This is a genomic window from Caballeronia sp. TF1N1 (genome assembly GCF_022878925.1).
GTDB lineage: Bacteria > Pseudomonadota > Gammaproteobacteria > Burkholderiales > Burkholderiaceae > Caballeronia.
The window spans coordinates 36,575-55,661 of sequence record NZ_CP084630.1 but is presented as its reverse complement, the minus strand read 5'-3'; the positions used below and the strand labels follow the sequence as shown (position 1 = coordinate 55,661).

Here is a 19,087-nt window from a genome sequence, read left to right as displayed (position 1 = left end):
CCGGCCCTCTAGAAACGTTTTCACGTGCCGATATCTAAGGGATCGACAAGCCCAAATCGGACGGTAAAAAACATGAACAACGATCAACACGATATTGAACAGCGGGTGCGCCTGGCAGGTAGCAACATGTTTGAGTTGTTGCTATTTCGCCTTGGTGCTACCCGCGGTACAGGCGCCCGCGAACTCTACGGAATCAATGTCTTCAAAGTTCGAGAAATCGTCGCAATGCCCAAGCTCACCGAACTGGCAGGGTCGTCTGACAAGATCCTTGGCGTCGCGGATGTTCGTGGCGAAATCATCCCCGTCATCGACCTTGCGAGAGTCACCGGATGTACCCCGCGCGAAGGAAATCGCATCCTGCTGGTGACGGAGTTCGCTCGCACGACCCAAGGCTTCGCTGTGGAGGAGGTCGACGATATTGTTCGCCTGGAGTGGAACCGCGTCCTCTCGGCCGAAGGACATTCGAGCGGCAAAACCGTGACCAGCATAGCCCGACTTGACGCACACGCTGGCGGTAGACTCGCGCAGGTGCTCGACGTTGAGCAAATTCTGCGCGATGCCCTGCCTGCCAGTGAACCAGAAATCAACGAACAGAATACGGGCCGCCTTACTCTGCCGCCTGGTGCGCGGGTGCTGGCCGCGGATGATTCCGGCGTCGCGCGAGCCCTTATCGAAGAAAGTTTGAAGTCGATGGGGGTACCCTTCATCATGGCCAAGACCGGACAAGAGGCGTGGGATCTGCTGGAGAAAGCAGGCGAGAAAGCAGTTAAGGAAGGCAAGAAAGTCACGGACGACATCGCGTTGGTACTGACGGATCTCGAAATGCCGGAGATGGACGGGTTCACGCTTACCCGCAAGATCAAAGCTGCTGCTGGACTGCAGATGATCCCAGTTGTCATCCACTCGTCGCTGTCGGGCTCGGCGAACGAGCAGCACGTCAGAAAGGTTGGCGCCAACGCTTATGTGTCGAAGTTCGTTGCGGCAGAGCTCGCTGCCGTCATGCGTCAGGCAATGTCCAAGGTTGCAGCGTGAACGGCATGTCTGGCAACCGACCCATGCGACCGTTTCCAACCGGACTCGGCGCGAGTGCGGTTTGGCAAGTCGGCGGCGCTCGCAAGCTCACCTTGTTCGTCGTCGATCAATCCATTCCGTTGTATAACGTCGTGATCGGAAGCTTGCGCTTCTTTGCCAATGCTGACCAAATAATTGAATTCGTCGATTGGCTTGACGCGGCGCCACAGGAACCACCATCGCCCCCGACGTGGAAATGGGTGTTTGAAGGTGGCTTTGATCAATCGATCGATGGGTCACGATCCAAAGGTTGGCGTTTGAAGCACAATTGAATGCAGCCCGCGTGGGCTGAGACCTCAGATTTTCGCCGCAACCGCGTGTTAGGACTTCTGCATTGCGGGGAGAGCGGTCGGAACCCACTCATCTAATGCGCCAGCACTCCGCGCTTAATGCGCAGCGTGAGGCGCTTTTGTCGTAGTTAGCAAGCGCGTGATATCCGGCTCAAAGTATCCGTCAGCGCAACCCGTCTTGAGTGTCCGCGTGCATGGTGCGAACGTTTGGTTATCGTAGTAATTTACGCAAGCGGTCGTACAGGACAACGTGACTCGACGCCGATGGGCAGTGTTGTATGCGGCGATTGTCTCGATGCCACCGCAGCCTCAATTCAAAAGGAAGCGCCGCCACCGCGCCCTCGTCCCGAAGAGTTCTTCATCGGCGACACCGTGGGATTCACCGACAAACATCTCAACGAGCGTGTTGGAACCGTCGTCAGACTCAATCGAAACGGCGTCCATCGCCGTCACAAGATTCCGAATGACACTGGTGCGTCTCGTACGGTCTCTGCGCAAAATCCTCGATATCTTAGTCAACACGGGATGCGCTGACGGATACGGCTCAAAAGCTTAAGTCGCTGCACTCCACTGCAAGAACGCCTCAAGACGCCTGGCTAAAAATACGATTCATCATTCTTGGCCATGAGAGCTCAGGGAGCGCATCAAGTTCCATTTACGTCTTCGAGACGCGCCCCCGCTGAAAGCATACTGCTCGTACACAATTAGCTCGCCAATCTTAAAAAGTTGTTGGCGGCTAACGTCACGTCCGCGAGTGCGAGACAAGTGTAGCTTTGTAGGAAGCGACGCCAGTCGTTACGCGATGGATAACACCTTTGGAGGCAGCACATACTTTCCACCATGACTGCTCTCAATGAAAAAACGATACGGCATCCGTGAGCTTTCGACCCTGCCCATCCAGCGACTGCGCAGCAGCGGCTGCTTCTTCGACCAGCGCCGCATTCTGTTGCGTTACGACGTCCATCTGCGTAATAGCCAGGTTGACTTGTTCAATTCCCTTACTCTGTTCAGACGAAGCACTGGCGATCTCCCCCATGATATCGGTGACGCGTCTCACGGCGTGCGTGAGTTCGGTCATGGTCGTGCCGGCGTCGTTCGCATGGTCTGCGCCATCAGCGATTTGAGCAACGGACATGGTAATGAGATCCTTGATCTCCTTTGCGGCGGTTGAAGAACGCTGTGCGAGCGTTCGCACTTCACCTGCTACGACTGCAAAACCACGGCCCTGCTCACCTGCACGAGCCGCTTCAACGGCCGCATTAAGTGCCAGAATGTTGGTCTGAAATGCAATACCTTCGATGATGCTGGTGATAGCAGAAATCTGCGACGAGCTTGAACTGATTGTGCTCATCGTCTGAATCACCTGGTCGACGGCCTGATTGCCCTTATGCGCTATTTCTGAAGCGTGAGCGGCAAGCGAGCTAGCCTGCTGCGCGTTCTCGGAATTCTGCTTTACCGTCGAGGTCAGTTCATCCATGCTGGACGCGGTTTGCTGAAGCGCCGATGCTTGCTGTTCAGTGCGGGAGGACAAGTCGATGTTACCCGTGGCGATTTCACTCGAACCGGAGGCGATGTTGTCCGCCGCTGACCTGACCTCACCAATCATTTTGACGAGGCTACCCTGCATGGTATGCATGGAAGACAGCACGCTGCCATCGACTGTTTTATGAGCGCCGTCGATCGCGTGTAAGTTGCCCTTCGCAACCCGTTGCGCGATAGTAGCAAGCACGCCAGGCTCGGCGCCCAGCGCGCGCAGGATACTAAGGGTGATGATCGCACCCGCAAAAATTGCGATCGACAAAGTCGCAATGGAGAGTACTACCAGCAGATTACGCTGATGCTCGAATCGAATCTGCGCCTCGTTGACCATCTCTACCGCGCGCGCATGGGTTGCGTCGGTGTAGGCGTTGGTAGCGCGTTTCAAATCTGCCAAGAGCGGACGACATTTGTTGTTGATAGCAGCAATGGCGGCCTCACGTTGACCGTCCATGGCAAGTCCGACAATCTCAAGAGCGACGGGCCGGTAGAGCCCCTCGATGCGAGAAATTTCAGTGGCGAGCTCATGAGCTTGCGCAGGCATGTCTGTAGCGCCAGCAACCATCCGATTGAATTCGGCGAGACGAACCTCGATTGTCTGCTCTGCCTTCAGGACAGCCTGGTGCTCAAGCTCAATGTCCGCAGGTGTCGTGACAAGCGCTAGATTGCGTACTGCCTCTGCGCGGTCATCGACTGCGGCGCGGATGGCCGTGGCCATTTCCGCGCGAGCATTGATGCCGTTGATAAATCCCTCGAATCGCGCGTTTGCATCGTTAAGCGAGCTTAGGGCCATACCAGCGATCACAAGAACGATCAGACTCAGAGTTCCGAATGACGCGGCCAGCTTTGCCTTGACCGTCCAAGTTTCTTTTTTCATTTTTTTCAAAATGCATGAGTGGAGAACAAGGGTCATTCGGCACGAAAGCACCCTGCACTATCTGCTGGCTTAACGGCGATAAACGAAGTTTCTTGAGAGAGGCGTCGCCATCCTGTGACGGCGTCTTTTTATTATTGGCAAAGGGACATGCTGTCGGAAAGAAATACTGCCAAGAAAACACTCAACTAACGCAAACCTCGCGTTTTCAGTATCAGCTTCAGAAAGTATCGGTCGTTAAGCATATTCGGGTACAGCCGCGGGCCGTATTGCGAGAAAGTGGCAAATAACCACCTAGATTAAGTATTTTCCCTGAGAGAAAAGATGCTCCACAATCTAAGCGTCAAAAGTAAGCTGGCATACGCGTTCTCGCTTCTGACTGTCATGGTGGTCTGTATTTCGATCAACTCCATTTACGCGCTCAATCAGTCACGACAAGCATTCGAGTCTTATTTAGAAGGTGTTAATGCGCGCGCAAACGTTGCCGCACAACTACGCGCGGCGGTCGACCGACGCGCCATCGCCGCGCGCAATATTGTGTTAGTCATCACCGAGTCTGATCTTGCACTGGAGAAGACGGATGTCGTCGCGGCCCATTCCGACGTTCAGGCACATCTGACGGAACTCAAGCGGCTGGTTGCGAGACCCGATGCATCGGATCAGGCCCGCGCACTCGTTGGCCGTATTGATGAGATTGAGCAGGCTTATGCCCCTGTCGCTACTGCGATCTTGGAGCTTGAGAATGCAGGTCGTCGGGACGCGGCGATTGCGAAAATGAACGCAGAGTGCCGCCCCTTGCTTGCCAAGCTGACCCATGCCACAGACGAGTATGCGGCGCTCACGCGACAAAAAGAAGCTGAGATCGCAGCCGATTATGATCAGCAGTATGTCTTGACCCGCAATATCCAGCTCGGCGTTTGTCTCGCCGCCATTCTGCTGGCGATCGGTGCAGCAGCGGCCATCACGCGCTCGATTGTCGAGCCTCTTAAGCGCGCGGTTCGGACTGCCAACGCGGTCGCGCAAGGCGACTTACGAACGACCTTGCATGTTTCAGGTCGCGACGAGACGGCGTCGCTGTTGCGGGCGCTCCAACAGATGAATGATCGATTGACCGCAACAATCGGCCAAGTACGAGAAAGCAGCACCGCTGTCGAATGCGCTGCAAGGGAGATTGCCACCGGCAACACTGACCTCAGCCAACGCACCGAGGAGCAGGCTGCATCGCTGGAACAAACCGCTGCCAGCATGGAACAACTTAATTCGGCCGTTAAAAGCAACTCCGAAAGCGCCTCACATGCGGCATCGCTCGCGGGCAACGCTTTCGACATCGCTCGACGAGGAAACGCAGTGGTTGGCCGCGTGGTTGAAACGATGAACGGCATCAGCGACAGCTCGACCGAGATCGCCAACATCACCGCAATCATTGAGGGCATCGCATTCCAGACGAATATCCTGGCGTTGAATGCGGCAGTAGAAGCGGCGCGTGCCGGCGAACAAGGGCGCGGCTTTGCGGTCGTCGCCAGCGAGGTCCGAACACTCGCTCAACGCTCGTCGAGCGCCGCCAAGGACATCAAGACCTTGATCGAGAACTCGGTCCAAAAAGTTCAGGACGGAGCGCTCCTTGCAAGCGATGCGGGGCGGACGATGGCTGACGTGACCGCTGCTGTGACCAAAGTGACTGACATCATGCAGGAAATTGCTGCGGCGTCAGGCGAACAAAGTCGCGGCATCGAACAAGTGAATCAGGCCATCGCGCAAATGGATCAGGTCACCCAGCAAAACGCCGCGCTAGTTGAGGAGGCGGCGGCGGCCGCTCAGGCGCTTCATGATCAAGGCATGCACCTTACCGGCGCGGTCGCTTTCTTTTCCATCGAGGCCTAAACTATTTTGGCGCGCCGATTTGCATCGTAGACCTCTTCGGTAGACTTCCGCCATTCGCTCAGTGTAGGAAGTCACCGTCGATCTTAGTGTCACCGCAATGCTCGACAAAATCGACTTCGCGAAAACCGGATAGCAGATCGTTCCAGTCAGTGAAGGTCCGGATCGGCACTGCTCGGCGGATTGCATTGCCGACTCCGCCCCGCACGTCGGCGCTGGTCGCCAAACGCTTTCCCACGCACATTTCGCTACAACCGATCAATCGTAGCGGCGCTGATCTCTTCGAGTTGCGTGCGCAATTCGTTTGGTAGCACCAAGTGACCGCGCCGTGTCATCGAGTCGAGCAGTGTCGGCATGAGCGCCTTTCGCCGCTTGCCGCATATCCGGTCGCTCGCCTCCCAGAGCGTGATGAGTTTCGCGCGCACGACATCGTTATAGCGACGCTGTGGACCTGGCTTGCCCATAGGTAACAGGGACTCTTGGAACAGCATGCGTATTGCATGTTTGCGGTGATGGCCCGTCAATTGGACGAACTCGTCCAGGATCCGGCGCTTATCGCTTCTTCCAGACTGTCGGTACCGCTCGCCGGTTGCTTCAGTCAATTAGTCAATTCCCGTCGCGTTGTCATGCACTGAATTTAGGCTTTTCGTGATATCAGTGCTTGAAGCGCTCTCAGCTCCTTTTCGAGAACATCTGCTGCGTCGGCGTGCATCTGTGCAAGACCGGCATCCATGTCATAGCCAGACGGCGTGCAGCGAGTAGCGGCAACATCGCGTAGCACCTCCGCAGCCATGCGAAGAGCTTCGGAAAGCGAAAGTGTATTCATAGCGTATTAAATGGATTTTTCCTCCCGGCTTGGCCGGACTCGTACTCCCATCGAAAACCAACGCGCTAGGGCCGCGCCAGTTATGCCGATACGTAGCTTGCACGTCGAACGATACTGCAACGCAAGATGAACGATTCTAACTACTCCACATCGTCATCTGCGAAGTATCGTGCCGCTGCCACAAACATGCGCCGCTTTTCCGCTTTCACGTAAATGGAGTGATTTGCAGTGAAGCGTGCTTCAGGATCGACCGAACCACGTCGGTCGGCATATCCCGCGCGACCGCTCGCGTGCCGAAGGGTATGGCGAAACGCATGCGCGGAAGTGTTGACCAACTGGACTAGGTCTTCCGAGATCATCTCACTCAGCGTAGCGGCGTCGGCCCGAACTCAACTACGACTCGCCGTACCGCCATGCGTACCAACCGCCCCGAGTGCGTCCGGCGTGTAGGCCATTTCAGGCTCGTCGGTGGCATGGCGATTCTGCGCAGCGTAGGTCTCGGGACAAAATTGGCGCAATCAGCCAGCAAGTCCCATGCAGCCAAGGCCGCGAAATTTTCGTCCGCTTAGAAGTGAAGCTCTTACGAAAACCACGCTGGAACCGGAAATGACTCGAGAACCTTCGAGCCGAAGTCGATATTCGGCGCCGAGATCATGCAGTCGTTGGTGACGTTCGCCGTCACGGGGAAACGTTCTGGTGATCGGCAGCGTTTGATAGCCGACGTGCGCCGTGCTACCGTACGTTGCGCCGAGACTGCCCGCCCGCACTGGCCAGGTCACGAAGCGCAGACGTCCCTCAGTCGATCGAAGGAGGCCGCCCCTGCGTCAACTCGCGCATCCAAGCCGGCCAGCGCTTGTCGCGGGAGTGCACCCGGCCGAAAAGCTCAATCTCAAGCTCAACAGAGGCGATATGGACGGTTTAGTCAAGATATCTCGGCGCGGTGACGGGGCCAAACATCTCGTGACCATTCTTGCGCGTTGCCCCGATCGCCCGCTGAGCTGCGACCCTTCCGCTTTCGCCAAGCTCGAACGATTTGCGCAACGCGTCCCGCGTCGCTGCTGACTCGGGCAGGTGGTGCTCCCTCACGACATTTCGGTAATAGGTGGCCCAAGGAGACGCTTGCAAGAAGGCGGCGACTTCCACCGAGCAGAAACCCTCGGCCAACATAGCGCGCGCCGCGCGCCGCTCCGGGTTGCTTAGGAAAAACCGCTGCGCGGCCACGTCTTGCACAAACTCCTGAAACTCGGCCTCCACCTGCCCGCGTTTTCCAAGTTCGTCGCCCGCTCCGCCACATTCGTCCATTTGCTTGTTCACTCTCGGTTTCGCTCGTTCAGTTTCCGCAAGCGTCGCGCTCTAACGCCTAAAACGTATCGTTTTCGCTCAATCGCCAGGATCTAACTGGGATCGCGGCAGCAGCGTGTCTAGCAGGTCCTGCATCCTCGCTCCGTGATCGAGCTTTGCCTCAAGCCATTCATTGGCCTCCACGATCACGCCCATACGAACCTGCAACAGCTGGCGGTGATGCTCATTAAGCGCGCGGCCGATCGAAGCGAAAACCGCTGGCGCAACCTGCCAGTTATTATCGAGGCAGCCCCGCTCGATCGCTTCTGCCAGTCCCGTGGCCGCCTCGGCTAGCGTTTCCTTGGCCAACGAACCAAACCCCAACTGGGCAACGCGAGCGGCCACGACCGTGGCGTGCGCGAGCGCTAGGACGGCTTCGGGGTCAGCGTCCCCCGCGCGCACGCGATCGAGCGAAGTCCATGAGCGAAGCGATATATGATTGGCGGTCGCCTCGCTCACAGGCAAGAACATGGCCTTGTTGTTGCGGGCGCGCTGGCCAAGCCCTCGCTTAAATTTGTTTTGCTGGGTCATGACTGGGAAACGGCTCGGAATTCGGAAACAGGGGCATATTCGCATGCTGTGCGTTCGCAAATGTCTTTTTGATTTAGGGTCCCATCGTCCAGCGTTGAACTCGCAAGCGTGTGGCGGACAAAAAAACGCCCGCGGGGCGGGACTCTTTGTCGTTAGCGAAGACCCGAGCGTCGGCACGGCGCAAGCGTGTACGATTGCAAGAGGAGACCAATTTGAGATCCGTAATGCCACCGCGACTTAGACGGCTTCGATGGCCACGATGGACGATGGTGCACCGTGCGATGAATCCCTTCGACCACCTCTTCGAGGGGGCAGGCGACTTGCGCCCCGCAAGCACTTCAGATCCCCACTCGGCATTCGTTTCGGACGAGGCGCGCGCGCTGCGCGGCGCGCTGAACGTCTTTGACGCTTGGTCGAAACGCATTTTAATGGTGTGCGAGCTGCACCTGCGTGCTGAAAATGACGAAGCGGCTGCGGATCGCGCGACTCCATCACTGTCAACCAACCATTGGTTGCTGCCAATGCTGTTTTCGGAACTTGAGCGGCAAGCAACTGGCGCAAGCCGGCGGACCCTTCGAGCGCTGCAAAACGTCAAAGTGGCCAAATCGAACGTCGCGCCATTCCTGAACCCGGCACAACGAGCCGAACAGCATGCGCGGGCGTTCGGCGACGCAACAGCGCGGTTGCAAGAGGCGTGCGAGCGCTTCCATGACGCGCTCACCGAAGACGTCAATCGCCGGTCCTGAATCCGTCGATGCCTCTGTCGAGGCTTGTTATTTTTGCCATTGAGGTAATCTAGTTTGGCTAACGGCAAAAACGTCAAAGCGGTTGTTTGATTGAAGCTAATCCGGTCGTCAAATGCCGCTACGGCGACGCAATGTCCCCTTTCTGCTGGCCTATTTGGCTTCCTGAATACAAGTGCAGTTTTTCACCCCTGTCAAAAGGAAATGGATAGACCGGGCCACGTTTTATAGCCATCTGCCCATTCTTCAATGTCTTCGCAGCGAACCAACTTCCTGTTTTCTAGCTTACAGAAATCTCATTGTCCAAGCGCGCCGGCGGCGTATCGGCGAGCTGATAACGCCCGAACTCTTTTCGGCGACATGACGCCGTTCCTCAAGCAACATCTTTTATAACCCTCCGCGTTCGAGCTTAGGGCACTAAGAGTCGTCGTCTGCGTAATACCGCGCGGCAGCCTCAAGCATGCGCCGCTTTTCCGCCTTGACGTAGATCGAGGTCGTCTGCAGCGATGCGTGACCAAGGATCGACTGCACAACATCGGTGGGCATATCCCGCGCGACGGCGCGCGTGCCGAAGGTATGGCGAAACGCATGTGCCGAGGTGTTGACCAGTTGCACCAGGTCCTCGGTGCTCATCTCGCTTAGCGACGCGGGGTCGGCTCTAAGCTCAACCACCAGTCGGCGGACAGCCATGCGTACCAGCCGCCCGAGCGCGTCCGGCGTGTAGGCCACATCGTCGTCAGTGGCATGCCGATTCTGTGCAGTGTTGGTTTCCGGAATCCAAAGTGGCGCGATCAGCGGCCCGTGCGCCTGACTATCGAAATTGCGATCGCGGTCGGCCCAATGAGCGCGCAGCGCATCAAGCGTGGCGCTGCTCACCGGCACGGTGCGTTGCTTGCGCCGCTTCCCGACGATCGTCAGGGTCCAGACGGATCGCGCACGCGCGCCAGACGCCTCCCCCGATGGTTGTCGCGCGGACGTCGACAATTCGCTTCTGACGTCAGAAGGCCGAAGGTCTTCACGCCTCGCCCGAGCGGCTTCTACTCGACGTAACCCCGAGTCACCCATCAAAAGAATGGCCGCTCGCGCAGCCCGCCATTGAGGCGCCGCCTCTTGCCGCTCACGCGCCCGCGCCTGCTTGGCTAAACGTTCCGACGACTGTCCCGTCGCCGCCGGTGTCGAAGATGCCGAGGCCACACAACGGGCGTCGAGGAGCCTTCGTACGCGCGTCCAAAGATCGGCCGGTAAGGCGCGATGAACCTGCACCGCTGTCTCGCGAATGACCGTCGCCGGTTCATGCACCGCGCTCCAAGGATTGCCGGCGAGATAGCGCACCTCGACGAGCCAGGCGAACGCCGCGCGGATCACGCGCACCGCATACGCCTGACTGTCGTCCGACAGTCCATCGGGCGCAAAGGGGCGCCAACGGCCGCTCGTGCGCGGACGCTTCGGCCCAGTAAAGCTCGCGATCGGCGCCTTCAGAAAGTCCTTGTATGTCTCGCAGTCTTCGACGAGCAGTGAGGACAGCGGCTTTTGTTGAACGACCACGCTCCACAAAATCAGCCGTTCGAGCTCCCGCGTATAGGCACGCAGGGTCACCGGACGATCGCGATACCGGTGCAGGTAGGCGTGCACGGCGGCCAGATCGTGCTCGGCACGAATGAAGGCGAAGCTGCCCGCACGGTTGATGCCTCGATGGAGTCCATCACCGCCCGATAACTCAGCCGGCACGGCAAGCTGCTCGAACGGCGCCAGACGCGGCACGGCCGGATCGCCGCCCACCACGATGGCGACCGGCTCGCCCGCTGCGCGAAAGGTGACGTCAAGTGGCCTCGCATCGACGTCGTCGGCGACGCGTGCACCAAGGCTTCGCTCATGGCGATGCAGCCATGCCACCAGGGTCGCCGCGCGCAGCGGTCCGATGCGCGGCACGGATCGCCACCAGCTGCCGCCACGGGCATTGCAGTACTTAATCAGGGCGCCCAGCGTGGTGATCCCCTCGCCGATCAAGCGTCGTGCAATCAGCGGCCGGAACCACAACTCGACCGGATGGCCCAACGACGGCGAGGCGGCCGCCATGGTCGACGCCTGCTCGATCATGCGCAGCGTCATGGCGGTGAGTCGCGCGCTGCCGTGTTGTTTGATCGACGCTTTGAGGTGATCGGCGAGCACCGACGAGCCGTGTTTGAGCGCCAGGCTTACCAGGTCATCGCGCATCTGGCGCAGGTAGCGCTCGGTGGTCTCAGGGCTCGCCGCTTGGGGCGCGCGTTCGACATCGTAGTAAAGCCGCGCGATGGTGGCCGCCGGCACGCGCTGCACGAACGCGCGCAGCGCCGTGAAGTCGGTGCGGGTGTAGGTACGCGGCGTGGGCAGCGTCAATTGTTGGGGTTGATTGGCCATCGATCTGTCGCGCGCGTGCTCCCGCAGGTGCTCACCTCATCCATCAAGCGCTGGCTTTCATGTCCGTAGCGTTGCGGGTCGGACTCCACCACTTCGCCGGAACGTCTCAACCTCCGATTCGTCGAAAACCCGCCTTTGCCCCGTGCCAATGGGTTTTAGGCGAGGCGTAAATGGCGCTACCCTCCATTTTACCCATTAAAACCTTCACTGCTAATCATAATTAGCAGACAAGGCAGTTCGATTGTTCGGGTTATTTTGGGCCGGCAATGCGCGACTTCCAGATCGCTGCCCGGCCCCTTCCACAGCTGAAGGACCGTGTGGATCATCAGAGTCGCTACCATTACGCCACCTCGATGTTGAACGCCCTCTTGGTCCTGAACTTAATCCTCTTTGTCGGGCAGCCTCTGCCCTTTTGCGAGGATTTGATTCTGTTGTACTGCAATGATCGGGGCTGGCACGAAACGATCGTTCGAACAGAATAGCTACGGGTATACCCGTTTTTTGATGATCCCGATGCTATACGATTATCAGGCTTGAATGAAATGGGCTAACGGCGCCCTACCCTCTCCCATTCGGGCGACATGCGACGGGAGAGGCGAGCGCACAGCGCGTCATTCGTCGTGTCGGCTGAGTTGGTTTGGACGGTCGTGACGCACGCTCGTCCGGGCAGACGCCGGCGACGAAGCTCACGCCCTGCCCTCTTCTTCTGTGAGCGCCGTTGAGGATCAGATATCGCTTTAAGAATGGATCGTGGACCGTTGTCGCGTGGACACTGACCAGCTGACACGACACTGCGGTAGTGCCAAGCAAGCTCGGCGACGTGGCCGGGCTGGGCTGGGCTTCGGCGCCAGCTCAATACGCGAAGCGGTCGCGTTGCTTGACATTGCTTCTAAGCCGGCCCTCTTCGCGATCCCGGTTGCCTCCTCAAAAGACTTCACCGCCCGCGTCGCAAACGCCCGGCTCGGGCGGCCTAACTGCAGGCTGTGCAGCCCTGACGCGGCGTCTGCGGCCTCCTCGGCCGCGCCATCCGATCCGCTGACCTCAGGCGCTCGGCATTCGATTTGTCGTCGCCCAACCCCGGGTCGAACCAATAGGTGGCACGCGCGCAGCTTTCGCCGGCGCAGATCGTCCGAACGCCAGTTGGGTCCGCGGTTTCTTCCGCGTTGCGTGCGTCGGCGAGGATGTGAATCAGGCGCACGAAATGGCGCGGTAGATCCGGGAAATGTCGCCTTGCGCCCGAGGCTAAGCGCATGCTGATGTCGCGGTGACGAAGAAATAGGTCGGGCTCAGTTGCATCCCGCAGGATGAGTCGTCCCCGTCGATGACGACGGCTACAACCGTCATCGGTCAGTCGTCCATGATCCGCGTCAGGGACACCAGAAGCGCCTCCCGCGGCTCTTGGCCGACCTTAGACAATGCGCCGACGGGCGCTAGCAATTGCTGGGGTGGACCACCCTGCCGTCATCGCCGAAAGCCTTGAACGACAGCCGCTTGATAAGTGGCGATCGGGTTGGTGAGCGTGGTTTGTTCGCCGACCCAGCAGCACGGGACAAACAGCAAAAACGCCTCGTTGAGGGACGGCTAGTGACGGTCACGGTCACGGTCGCGGCGCTCATGGCCAATACGAACGCGGCGCGGTGAGTAGACAGCGTATCCGTTCTGCGTCGTTCAATCTGAACCTTTAGTCGATCTGAACCTTCAATCGATCGCCTGAGGCACCCGTCGAAGCCTTCCTCGCCTCGTAAAACGAGTTTTCACGGTAAAGGCTGGGCCCGTCCTCGTTCGGCCGTTCCTTGTAGGCTGATCGGCGGGATCCGAGTTTTTCGGGTCAGCGACTGGCAGCGTCCAGGGGAGTCACGCGTCAGATCGGTAGTTGCATTTTCAAATCTCTATTTCGACCATCTGCGACTCGTCGCTCCATGCCGCTTCGTTGCCGATGAAACGAAGTCGAGCGGGCCCGGCGATCCGCTCGACCCGGCCGCTGCAGACGCTCCAGACGTTCGATCATGCAACCAGTCCACGCGGTTGCAGAAGTTGACGCAGGCCAGCAATGTGATCGCGCACGGCGGTCGTCACCGGAGGACGCGTCGGGGCGACTTGTGCCGTGCTCGCCCTGTTCACCTGGCTCCGCTGATTCGGCTTAATCCAATGCTGCTGTGTGCCGATCGATGCGCGTTGGGCGTCGGCGAAACGTTCGAGATCCATCGCGGTTGCAGGCCGGATTGTGCCGCGCTTCAGCGCGTCAGCGAAGGAGGGCATCCAGCCGACGGCTTGGCGGCCGATGGACTCAGTGAGCGTGAAAACTGTCATCGCATCGCCTTGGGTACCGATGACGAACTGGCGTTGACCCTCGACGTCGATGAACGTGCGGCCGGCGTTCTGTCGAGCAAGGGAAACTGCTTGGGTGCGCTGCTGGAGGCGTTGAGCATCGGCGTCCTGCTCGCTGTTTCGGCGGCTCAAGATGGTCGCGAAATCGACCGGGTTGCGCAGCAGGGCGCGCAGGTAGTTGATCGGAGCCTTGGCGAGTCGCAGGTGGTTCCAGGTGGCCTCAACGACATCGGACAGGCGCTTGCCGTGCTCACGCGCTTCCCGCATGAGTTTGAAAATAAAGAAATCCAAAAAACCCAGGGCACGCAGGCGCTGAAGGTCCGCAGGCAGTTTCCCCGGTTGTCTCTTTTGAAAAACAGAAGGGCTTAGATCCTTACATATTCCACCGTCTGCCACCTTGGCAGACGGTGTCGGAAATGAGGAATCGGATTCGGTCGGTACGGTGGATATGACCGACTGTGGCAGGGGATTTTCTGGCGCGCGCGCGGGTTCGGGGTCCACGATAAGGCCGAGAAGGGCAGCCGCGTGTTCGGTCAGGTGCAGGTACGCCCGGCCGAACAGACCCGCTTCGACGTACCGCGCTTGAGGACGCCGATCGATGAGGCCGGCCGTTTCGAGATCATCAAGGCTGCGATAGAACGTCCGCATGGATTGCATCGCGCGGCCGGTTAGGAGCTCACGGCGCGCAAAGATCGCTGCGAACGGCTTGGCGGCGTCAACGGTGCGGGCGAGGGCGGAGAGCACCGCGCGAGCACGCGGCGAGATCTGTTCGATGTGGGCGGCCCGGAACGCGGCCCGGAAGATGATCCAGGGCAGGTTGGTCGAGTCACAGCGAAAAGCGGTGAGGGCGGCCGAATCTTGAAGGTGTGTTTCACCCTCGCCGGCAACGATGCGTTGCGCGATAGACATGTCGAGCGGTCCACTTACGAAAATGGATTGAATTCGCTTGACTGCACATCGCGTTTCGCTACACTCGGGTTTGTGTGTACCGCTCCCGATTCCAGTCGGTGAGTGTAGGGTGCGAGATTCCAGTCAAGTGCCTTAGCAAAAGCCTTCGGTTCCAGCCGAAGGCTTTTGTCTTTGTAGTGCGCATTAGCTCATGCTTGGGCCTTAATAAAATTAAGTCGTTGAATTTGAACGATTATTCTGATTCTAGCTTCACGGCGCTATGCTTTGACTCAGCCTCCAGAACCTTCGCAATGGCTGATTGCACTCTCGCTGCTTCTTCATCCGATTGAAATTGGACGCGCACTACGTTTTTGGCGCGCCGTAGTTCGCAATACAGAGACTTGCCGACCTTGATTTTCGTGGTCACGGGCGCAGCAGGAGCCGACTTCGTTTTTGACGGGTCGCTACTCGCGAGCTTCACCGCCTGAGACTGGTCGATTGTCCCGCTTGCCAAGCGCTTCACTGCTTCGACTACCTGATTGGCTTTGCCCTGCTTGGTCAACGTTGCCAGAGCGTATCCAGCGTTCGCGCCGAGCAGCGACGGCCGCTCTTCGAGGATTGAGAGCACGTCTGAAGGCAAGTAGTCGAAGGAAAAGATGTAAGAGACCATCGCCTCGGTGAGACCGGCCTGCTCGGCGATTGCTGCTCTTGTCAGGTTGGGGTGCCGCGATGCTCGAGCCTTAAACCCGACGTACTTTTCAAAGTCGGTTAGATCCGATTGCATAAGGTTGGCAAAGAAAGCTCCGGCATCGGCTTCATCTTCGCTACCACTGTCTACTACCGCACGAATCGTATCGCGCCCAATCTCACGGTACGCGTCAGCACGATGATGCCCAGAGATGATCTCGAACTTGTCGTCGCTGGTCCGACGAACGACCACAGGATGAATCAGCCTATTTCGCCGAAGGTTCTCCCGAAGTTCGGCATATTTCTCGGCAGACATGTGTCTCCGGCGCCCAGGAACTTCGACGAGTTTAGAAATGGAGACCTCAACACCACCATCAGACCCTTCCGCGATTTTCTCGCGAAGGCCTTGCATCTCTGCTGCGAGCGCATCAATCTCAGCTTGTTTCTCTTTTAGCAGTGGCATCGCGTGCATCAAAGCGCCAGGTGCCGTTTTTGGAGCACGCGGCAAATTGCTCGGCTCCTCGGCAATTACGGGCGCGATGAGAGCACTCTTCGCAGCCAGCCTGTCCTTAATTCCCATTCGTTGCCTCCTTCTCAGCGTCCCACAGTGCAACGATCTCTTGGTCAATCATCTCCGCAAACCGGTCATAAGCTTCGCGCGCGCGTTGATATGTTCGATTGCTACCCTCGTACTTCGAGATGTCGTACACGGTCCCGAATTCGGCCGCGGCACTCGCTGTTACGGTGGTCGTTGGAATTTCGATCGGCAGCACAAACGATTCGTAAGTGCGGTTGATCCAATCACGAACCGCATGAGTTGAAGCGAGATTAGAGTCGACCTTAGATAGCAGGACGTGGATGAAGTCGAAACGCTTCAATTCCACATCGGGTACCAGACCCTTCATGTTGTCCGCTAGATCCGCGAAGAGATTCCAGAACTGGGTTGAAGACGCATAATCAAGGGCACTGGGTGGCGTTGGAACAATCAAAGCGTCCGCTGCCATGAAAGCGTTAATTGTCATATACGACAGGGCAGGGGGCGTGTCGATAATGATCGCGTCGTAGTCATCGAGGATCGAATTAAGCCCTTTGTTCAACACGTTCCAAAATTCGAAGTTAGGATCCTTCGACTGTTTGAACGGCAGATAGAACTCTGCACCGAAGAGTGCTGCGCTCGCTGGAATCAAATCAATCCCATCCCAGTAGGTCGGACTGATTGCATATCGGACATCGGTTTGATCGCCGTAGACTAAAGGCAGGACCGTCTGATCATCCTCCACCTCGCTATCCGCTAAGATCCCTGTAAGTGCAGTTAGAGAAGCTTGCGGATCAAGATCGATCAGAAGGACTCGGCGGCCGTAGAGCGACAAACCCTGCGCGAGCGTCATGGCCGTTGTGGTTTTGGATACACCGCCTTTGAAATTACCAATGGCGATTTTTTTACCCTTTACTCCCTCGGGGCGCCTTTTGAATGGCGCGAGCTTCGAGATCCATTCGCGCGCCTCGGCGAGAGTGAATTCGCGGGTTCGATTTGTCGCAGTTCCCGGCGGTAGTCCAAGCTCTGGCTTGTCCCACGAATAAATAACCTTCTTTCGGTCGATGCGACAAAGCGCTGCGATTTGTGAAGTTGTGAAAATTGGAGACTTCTTGCGCGGGTGCGGCGCGAGCATGCTCTCGCGAACGTTCACCAGCATCTTGCTTGCGTGGTCGGCCACCTTTCGCAGATCGCTCAGGGGGACCCCAGGCAATCGATGCTTTACATCCGGCGCAATCGACAAAATTGGCTTGTCGACACGGGGGCGAACATCTGACATGGTCGAACCTTTGTCCTTTTGACGGAAGTGTGCGAGTTTTACATTTCGCTCTAGTTTCGCCAAACATCAGGATACCGGTCATGTCTTTGGCGAATTTTCGTACACTGTACGATGTCGTATCGTTTGTCGCAAGGTAAACTTAGCGACAGCGCGCAGTGTATAGGCCGAAAACTCGAAATACCTTGAAGTTAACGCGCGATTCTTCAGATGGCGGCGTGGTTTCTTACACCGTCGCCGGCGTTGGGGAGCGAACAACCGCACCTTATCTGGTCCATGCCAGCGAGATCGACGTAACTGCCCCTTGCCAAAGTGGTCGAACCGAACGTTGCATTTGTTGCCGGTCGATACCGCGGATGGACTGAGCATAAAGCGGCCGCGACCTCGGCATCGTGTCTCGAACTATCGAGATTGCTTGCAGGGGACCGCGACTTACAGAATGTTCAGATGGCTCTAATGATAAGAAGTCGATGGTCCGTTTCTCTCAGCCCAAGTACCCTCGTCCTCTTGGTCCGCTTCAGGCTCCCACCAGGGCAGTCCTACAGCAACGCATTCCTCCCGAGACGCGCTCGTCGCAAAGCAGTGAACATCGACTCGCCTGAATTCGAGCTCGCCTCTCTGATTCGGCATCACTTCATCAATCAACTCGTTTGCTGCGGCGATGTCGTCGAAAATCTGCGCTTCCTCGGTCGGTCCAGGAAACAGCTTCGAAAATGCCGGGCAAGCTCCGTCCGCTCGCAGAAAAACCCCGTGTTTGGGGCTGTACAGTACGTATGCAACTTTCCGATCTGAGACCAGCGGCAGTAGCCCCAGGTCGCTGGCCACTTGTACCGAGCTCCGGATTGTCTTCGTCGCTAGCTTTTCATTGATCGACGGCAAATGGAGGCGCTTCAAAGAGGTCGGCGAAATGTTGAGCACTTCGGCGATCGCGTCGAGCTGAAAACCACGTTTCCACGCGTTGAGAATCTGAAGTTCCAGGGGCGTCAAACCAGTGTTTCTGAAAGCGACTGAGGCTTCCTTTCGCATGTACCATTCAAAAACTTGCGCGGACAGTGCTCGGAACAGTGCCTGATTCGCGCGCAGACGCTCTTCACCGTTCTCTTCGGGCAGCGTATCCGTCGCAGCGTAGAGAACGCCGAAGTGATTGCTTCCGCGATGATGCGCGGGAACAACAGCCAGGCTTTTCATCCCGAAACCACGTGCTCGCTCAGCGATCTTGCGACCGCCGCCATTCATCTTTTGGATCTTGCCGAAGTCTGAGGAGAAAAATGGCTCGGGATGTCCGCGTGCTCGCTCAAGGGCGGGATCGCCCGCGTACATGCGCAAGGACACGTAGATCTGCAGCGCCTCAGCATGCGAGGTGAGAATTCGATAAGAGGCCGGCTGACCACTCGAGTCATCTTGCGCCAAGAAATACATGAAGCTCGTCGCACCGAGGCCACGGATGACGGCGTTGATGCAGTACAACAACTCAATCTCATCGGTGGCGCGGCTCAAACGATTGAGCACCGCCAATTGCTCCTCGATCGACGCCGGCTCGCTTGATTCCGGAGCCACGTACATCGCTTCGCGAAGTAGGTGCTCAAGAACCGGTCCAACCCGATCAGAGTGCGGCTCACTCTTCATAAACTCGGAGATGCTCGCATCGTTGGCGAGCAAAACCTGTGTGATCTTTGGGCCGATCTTCCCCACAGGCGCGGTCGAAAACGATTCGCGCTCGATGAGAAAGCCGGCTTCAGCCGGTGTCACATTCAGCCGCACAGTCTCATGCCCAAGGTTTAGCGAGATTGGTTGCAGAGCTGCCATGATGTTGTCCGACCAAAAAATTGGATTGAACTGTACGAAAGCGATTCAATCACGCTTCGTTACAAATATTCACATTATCC

General features: G+C 57.8%; 13 protein-coding genes. 4 read left to right on the top strand and 9 right to left on the bottom strand.

Translation table 11 applies throughout. The features are described from left to right. The first annotated feature begins 72 nt into the window (after positions 1-72). Together LDZ28_RS30415 and LDZ28_RS30410 are read left to right on the top strand one after the other, a co-directional pair. Positions 73-1,032, top strand: a complete 960-nt coding sequence (locus LDZ28_RS30415) for a chemotaxis protein (RefSeq protein WP_244832080.1) — start codon at positions 73-75, stop codon at positions 1,030-1,032. Continuing rightward, positions 1,029-1,343: a hypothetical protein gene (locus LDZ28_RS30410; protein WP_244832079.1), complete on the top strand. Its 315-nt coding sequence runs from the start codon at positions 1,029-1,031 to the stop codon at positions 1,341-1,343. Before LDZ28_RS30415 ends, LDZ28_RS30410 begins: the two co-directional genes overlap by 4 nt. A gap of 868 nt (positions 1,344-2,211) precedes the next feature. On the opposite strand, the gene LDZ28_RS30405 is transcribed toward LDZ28_RS30410, so the two are convergent. Next, a complete protein-coding gene (locus LDZ28_RS30405; RefSeq protein ID WP_370652303.1) occupies positions 2,212-3,774 on the bottom strand; it encodes a methyl-accepting chemotaxis protein in 1,563 nt (520 codons plus the stop codon). 321 nt (positions 3,775-4,095) lie between these two features. Between LDZ28_RS30405 and LDZ28_RS30400 the strand changes: the two genes are divergently transcribed. Then, positions 4,096-5,652: a methyl-accepting chemotaxis protein gene (locus tag LDZ28_RS30400; protein ID WP_244832077.1), complete on the top strand. Its 1,557-nt coding sequence runs from the start codon at positions 4,096-4,098 to the stop codon at positions 5,650-5,652. 245 nt (positions 5,653-5,897) lie between these two features. Here the strand turns inward: LDZ28_RS30400 and LDZ28_RS30395 are convergent, their stop codons facing one another. From LDZ28_RS30395 to LDZ28_RS30385, 3 genes are all read right to left on the bottom strand, one after another. After that, entirely contained in the window at positions 5,898-6,251 is a 354-nt protein-coding gene (locus LDZ28_RS30395) for a hypothetical protein (RefSeq protein WP_244832076.1), read from the bottom strand. 1,142 nt (positions 6,252-7,393) lie between these two features. Further along, on the bottom strand, positions 7,394-7,789 hold the full coding sequence (locus LDZ28_RS30390) for a hypothetical protein (RefSeq protein ID WP_244832075.1): 396 nt from the start codon (positions 7,787-7,789) through the stop codon (positions 7,394-7,396). A gap of 66 nt (positions 7,790-7,855) precedes the next feature. Continuing rightward, positions 7,856-8,347 carry a hypothetical protein gene (locus LDZ28_RS30385; protein ID WP_244832074.1) on the bottom strand — a complete coding sequence of 164 codons (492 nt, stop codon included), beginning with the start codon at positions 8,345-8,347 and terminating at the stop codon, positions 7,856-7,858. 281 nt (positions 8,348-8,628) lie between these two features. On the opposite strand from LDZ28_RS30385, the gene LDZ28_RS30380 reads away from it, so the two are divergent. Then, entirely contained in the window at positions 8,629-9,093 is a 465-nt protein-coding gene (locus LDZ28_RS30380; protein ID WP_244832073.1) for a hypothetical protein, read from the top strand. Between the two features lie 414 nt (positions 9,094-9,507). Here LDZ28_RS30380 and LDZ28_RS30375 read toward each other — a convergent pair whose 3' ends face one another. The 5 genes from LDZ28_RS30375 to LDZ28_RS30355 all read right to left on the bottom strand — a co-directional run bounded on the left by LDZ28_RS30375 (position 9,508) and on the right by LDZ28_RS30355 (position 19,007). Further along, the gene (locus LDZ28_RS30375) at positions 9,508-11,487 is read right to left on the bottom strand and encodes a phage integrase family protein (protein ID WP_244832072.1); all 1,980 of its coding nucleotides are present in this window, start codon (positions 11,485-11,487) and stop codon (positions 9,508-9,510) included. 2,004 nt (positions 11,488-13,491) lie between these two features. Then, positions 13,492-14,724: a Replication protein O gene (locus LDZ28_RS30370; RefSeq protein ID WP_244832071.1), complete on the bottom strand. Its 1,233-nt coding sequence runs from the start codon at positions 14,722-14,724 to the stop codon at positions 13,492-13,494. 232 nt (positions 14,725-14,956) lie between these two features. Continuing rightward, on the bottom strand, positions 14,957-15,970 hold the full coding sequence (locus LDZ28_RS30365) for a ParB/RepB/Spo0J family partition protein (RefSeq protein WP_244832070.1): 1,014 nt from the start codon (positions 15,968-15,970) through the stop codon (positions 14,957-14,959). Then, positions 15,960-17,204, bottom strand: coding sequence for a ParA family protein (locus LDZ28_RS30360; RefSeq protein WP_244832069.1), 1,245 nt, complete (start codon positions 17,202-17,204; stop codon positions 15,960-15,962). The genes LDZ28_RS30365 and LDZ28_RS30360 overlap by 11 nt, the downstream gene beginning before the upstream one ends. Before the next feature lie 450 nt (positions 17,205-17,654). After that, positions 17,655-19,007: an autoinducer binding domain-containing protein gene (locus tag LDZ28_RS30355; protein ID WP_244832068.1), complete on the bottom strand. Its 1,353-nt coding sequence runs from the start codon at positions 19,005-19,007 to the stop codon at positions 17,655-17,657. Positions 19,008-19,087: the final 80 nt, after the last annotated feature.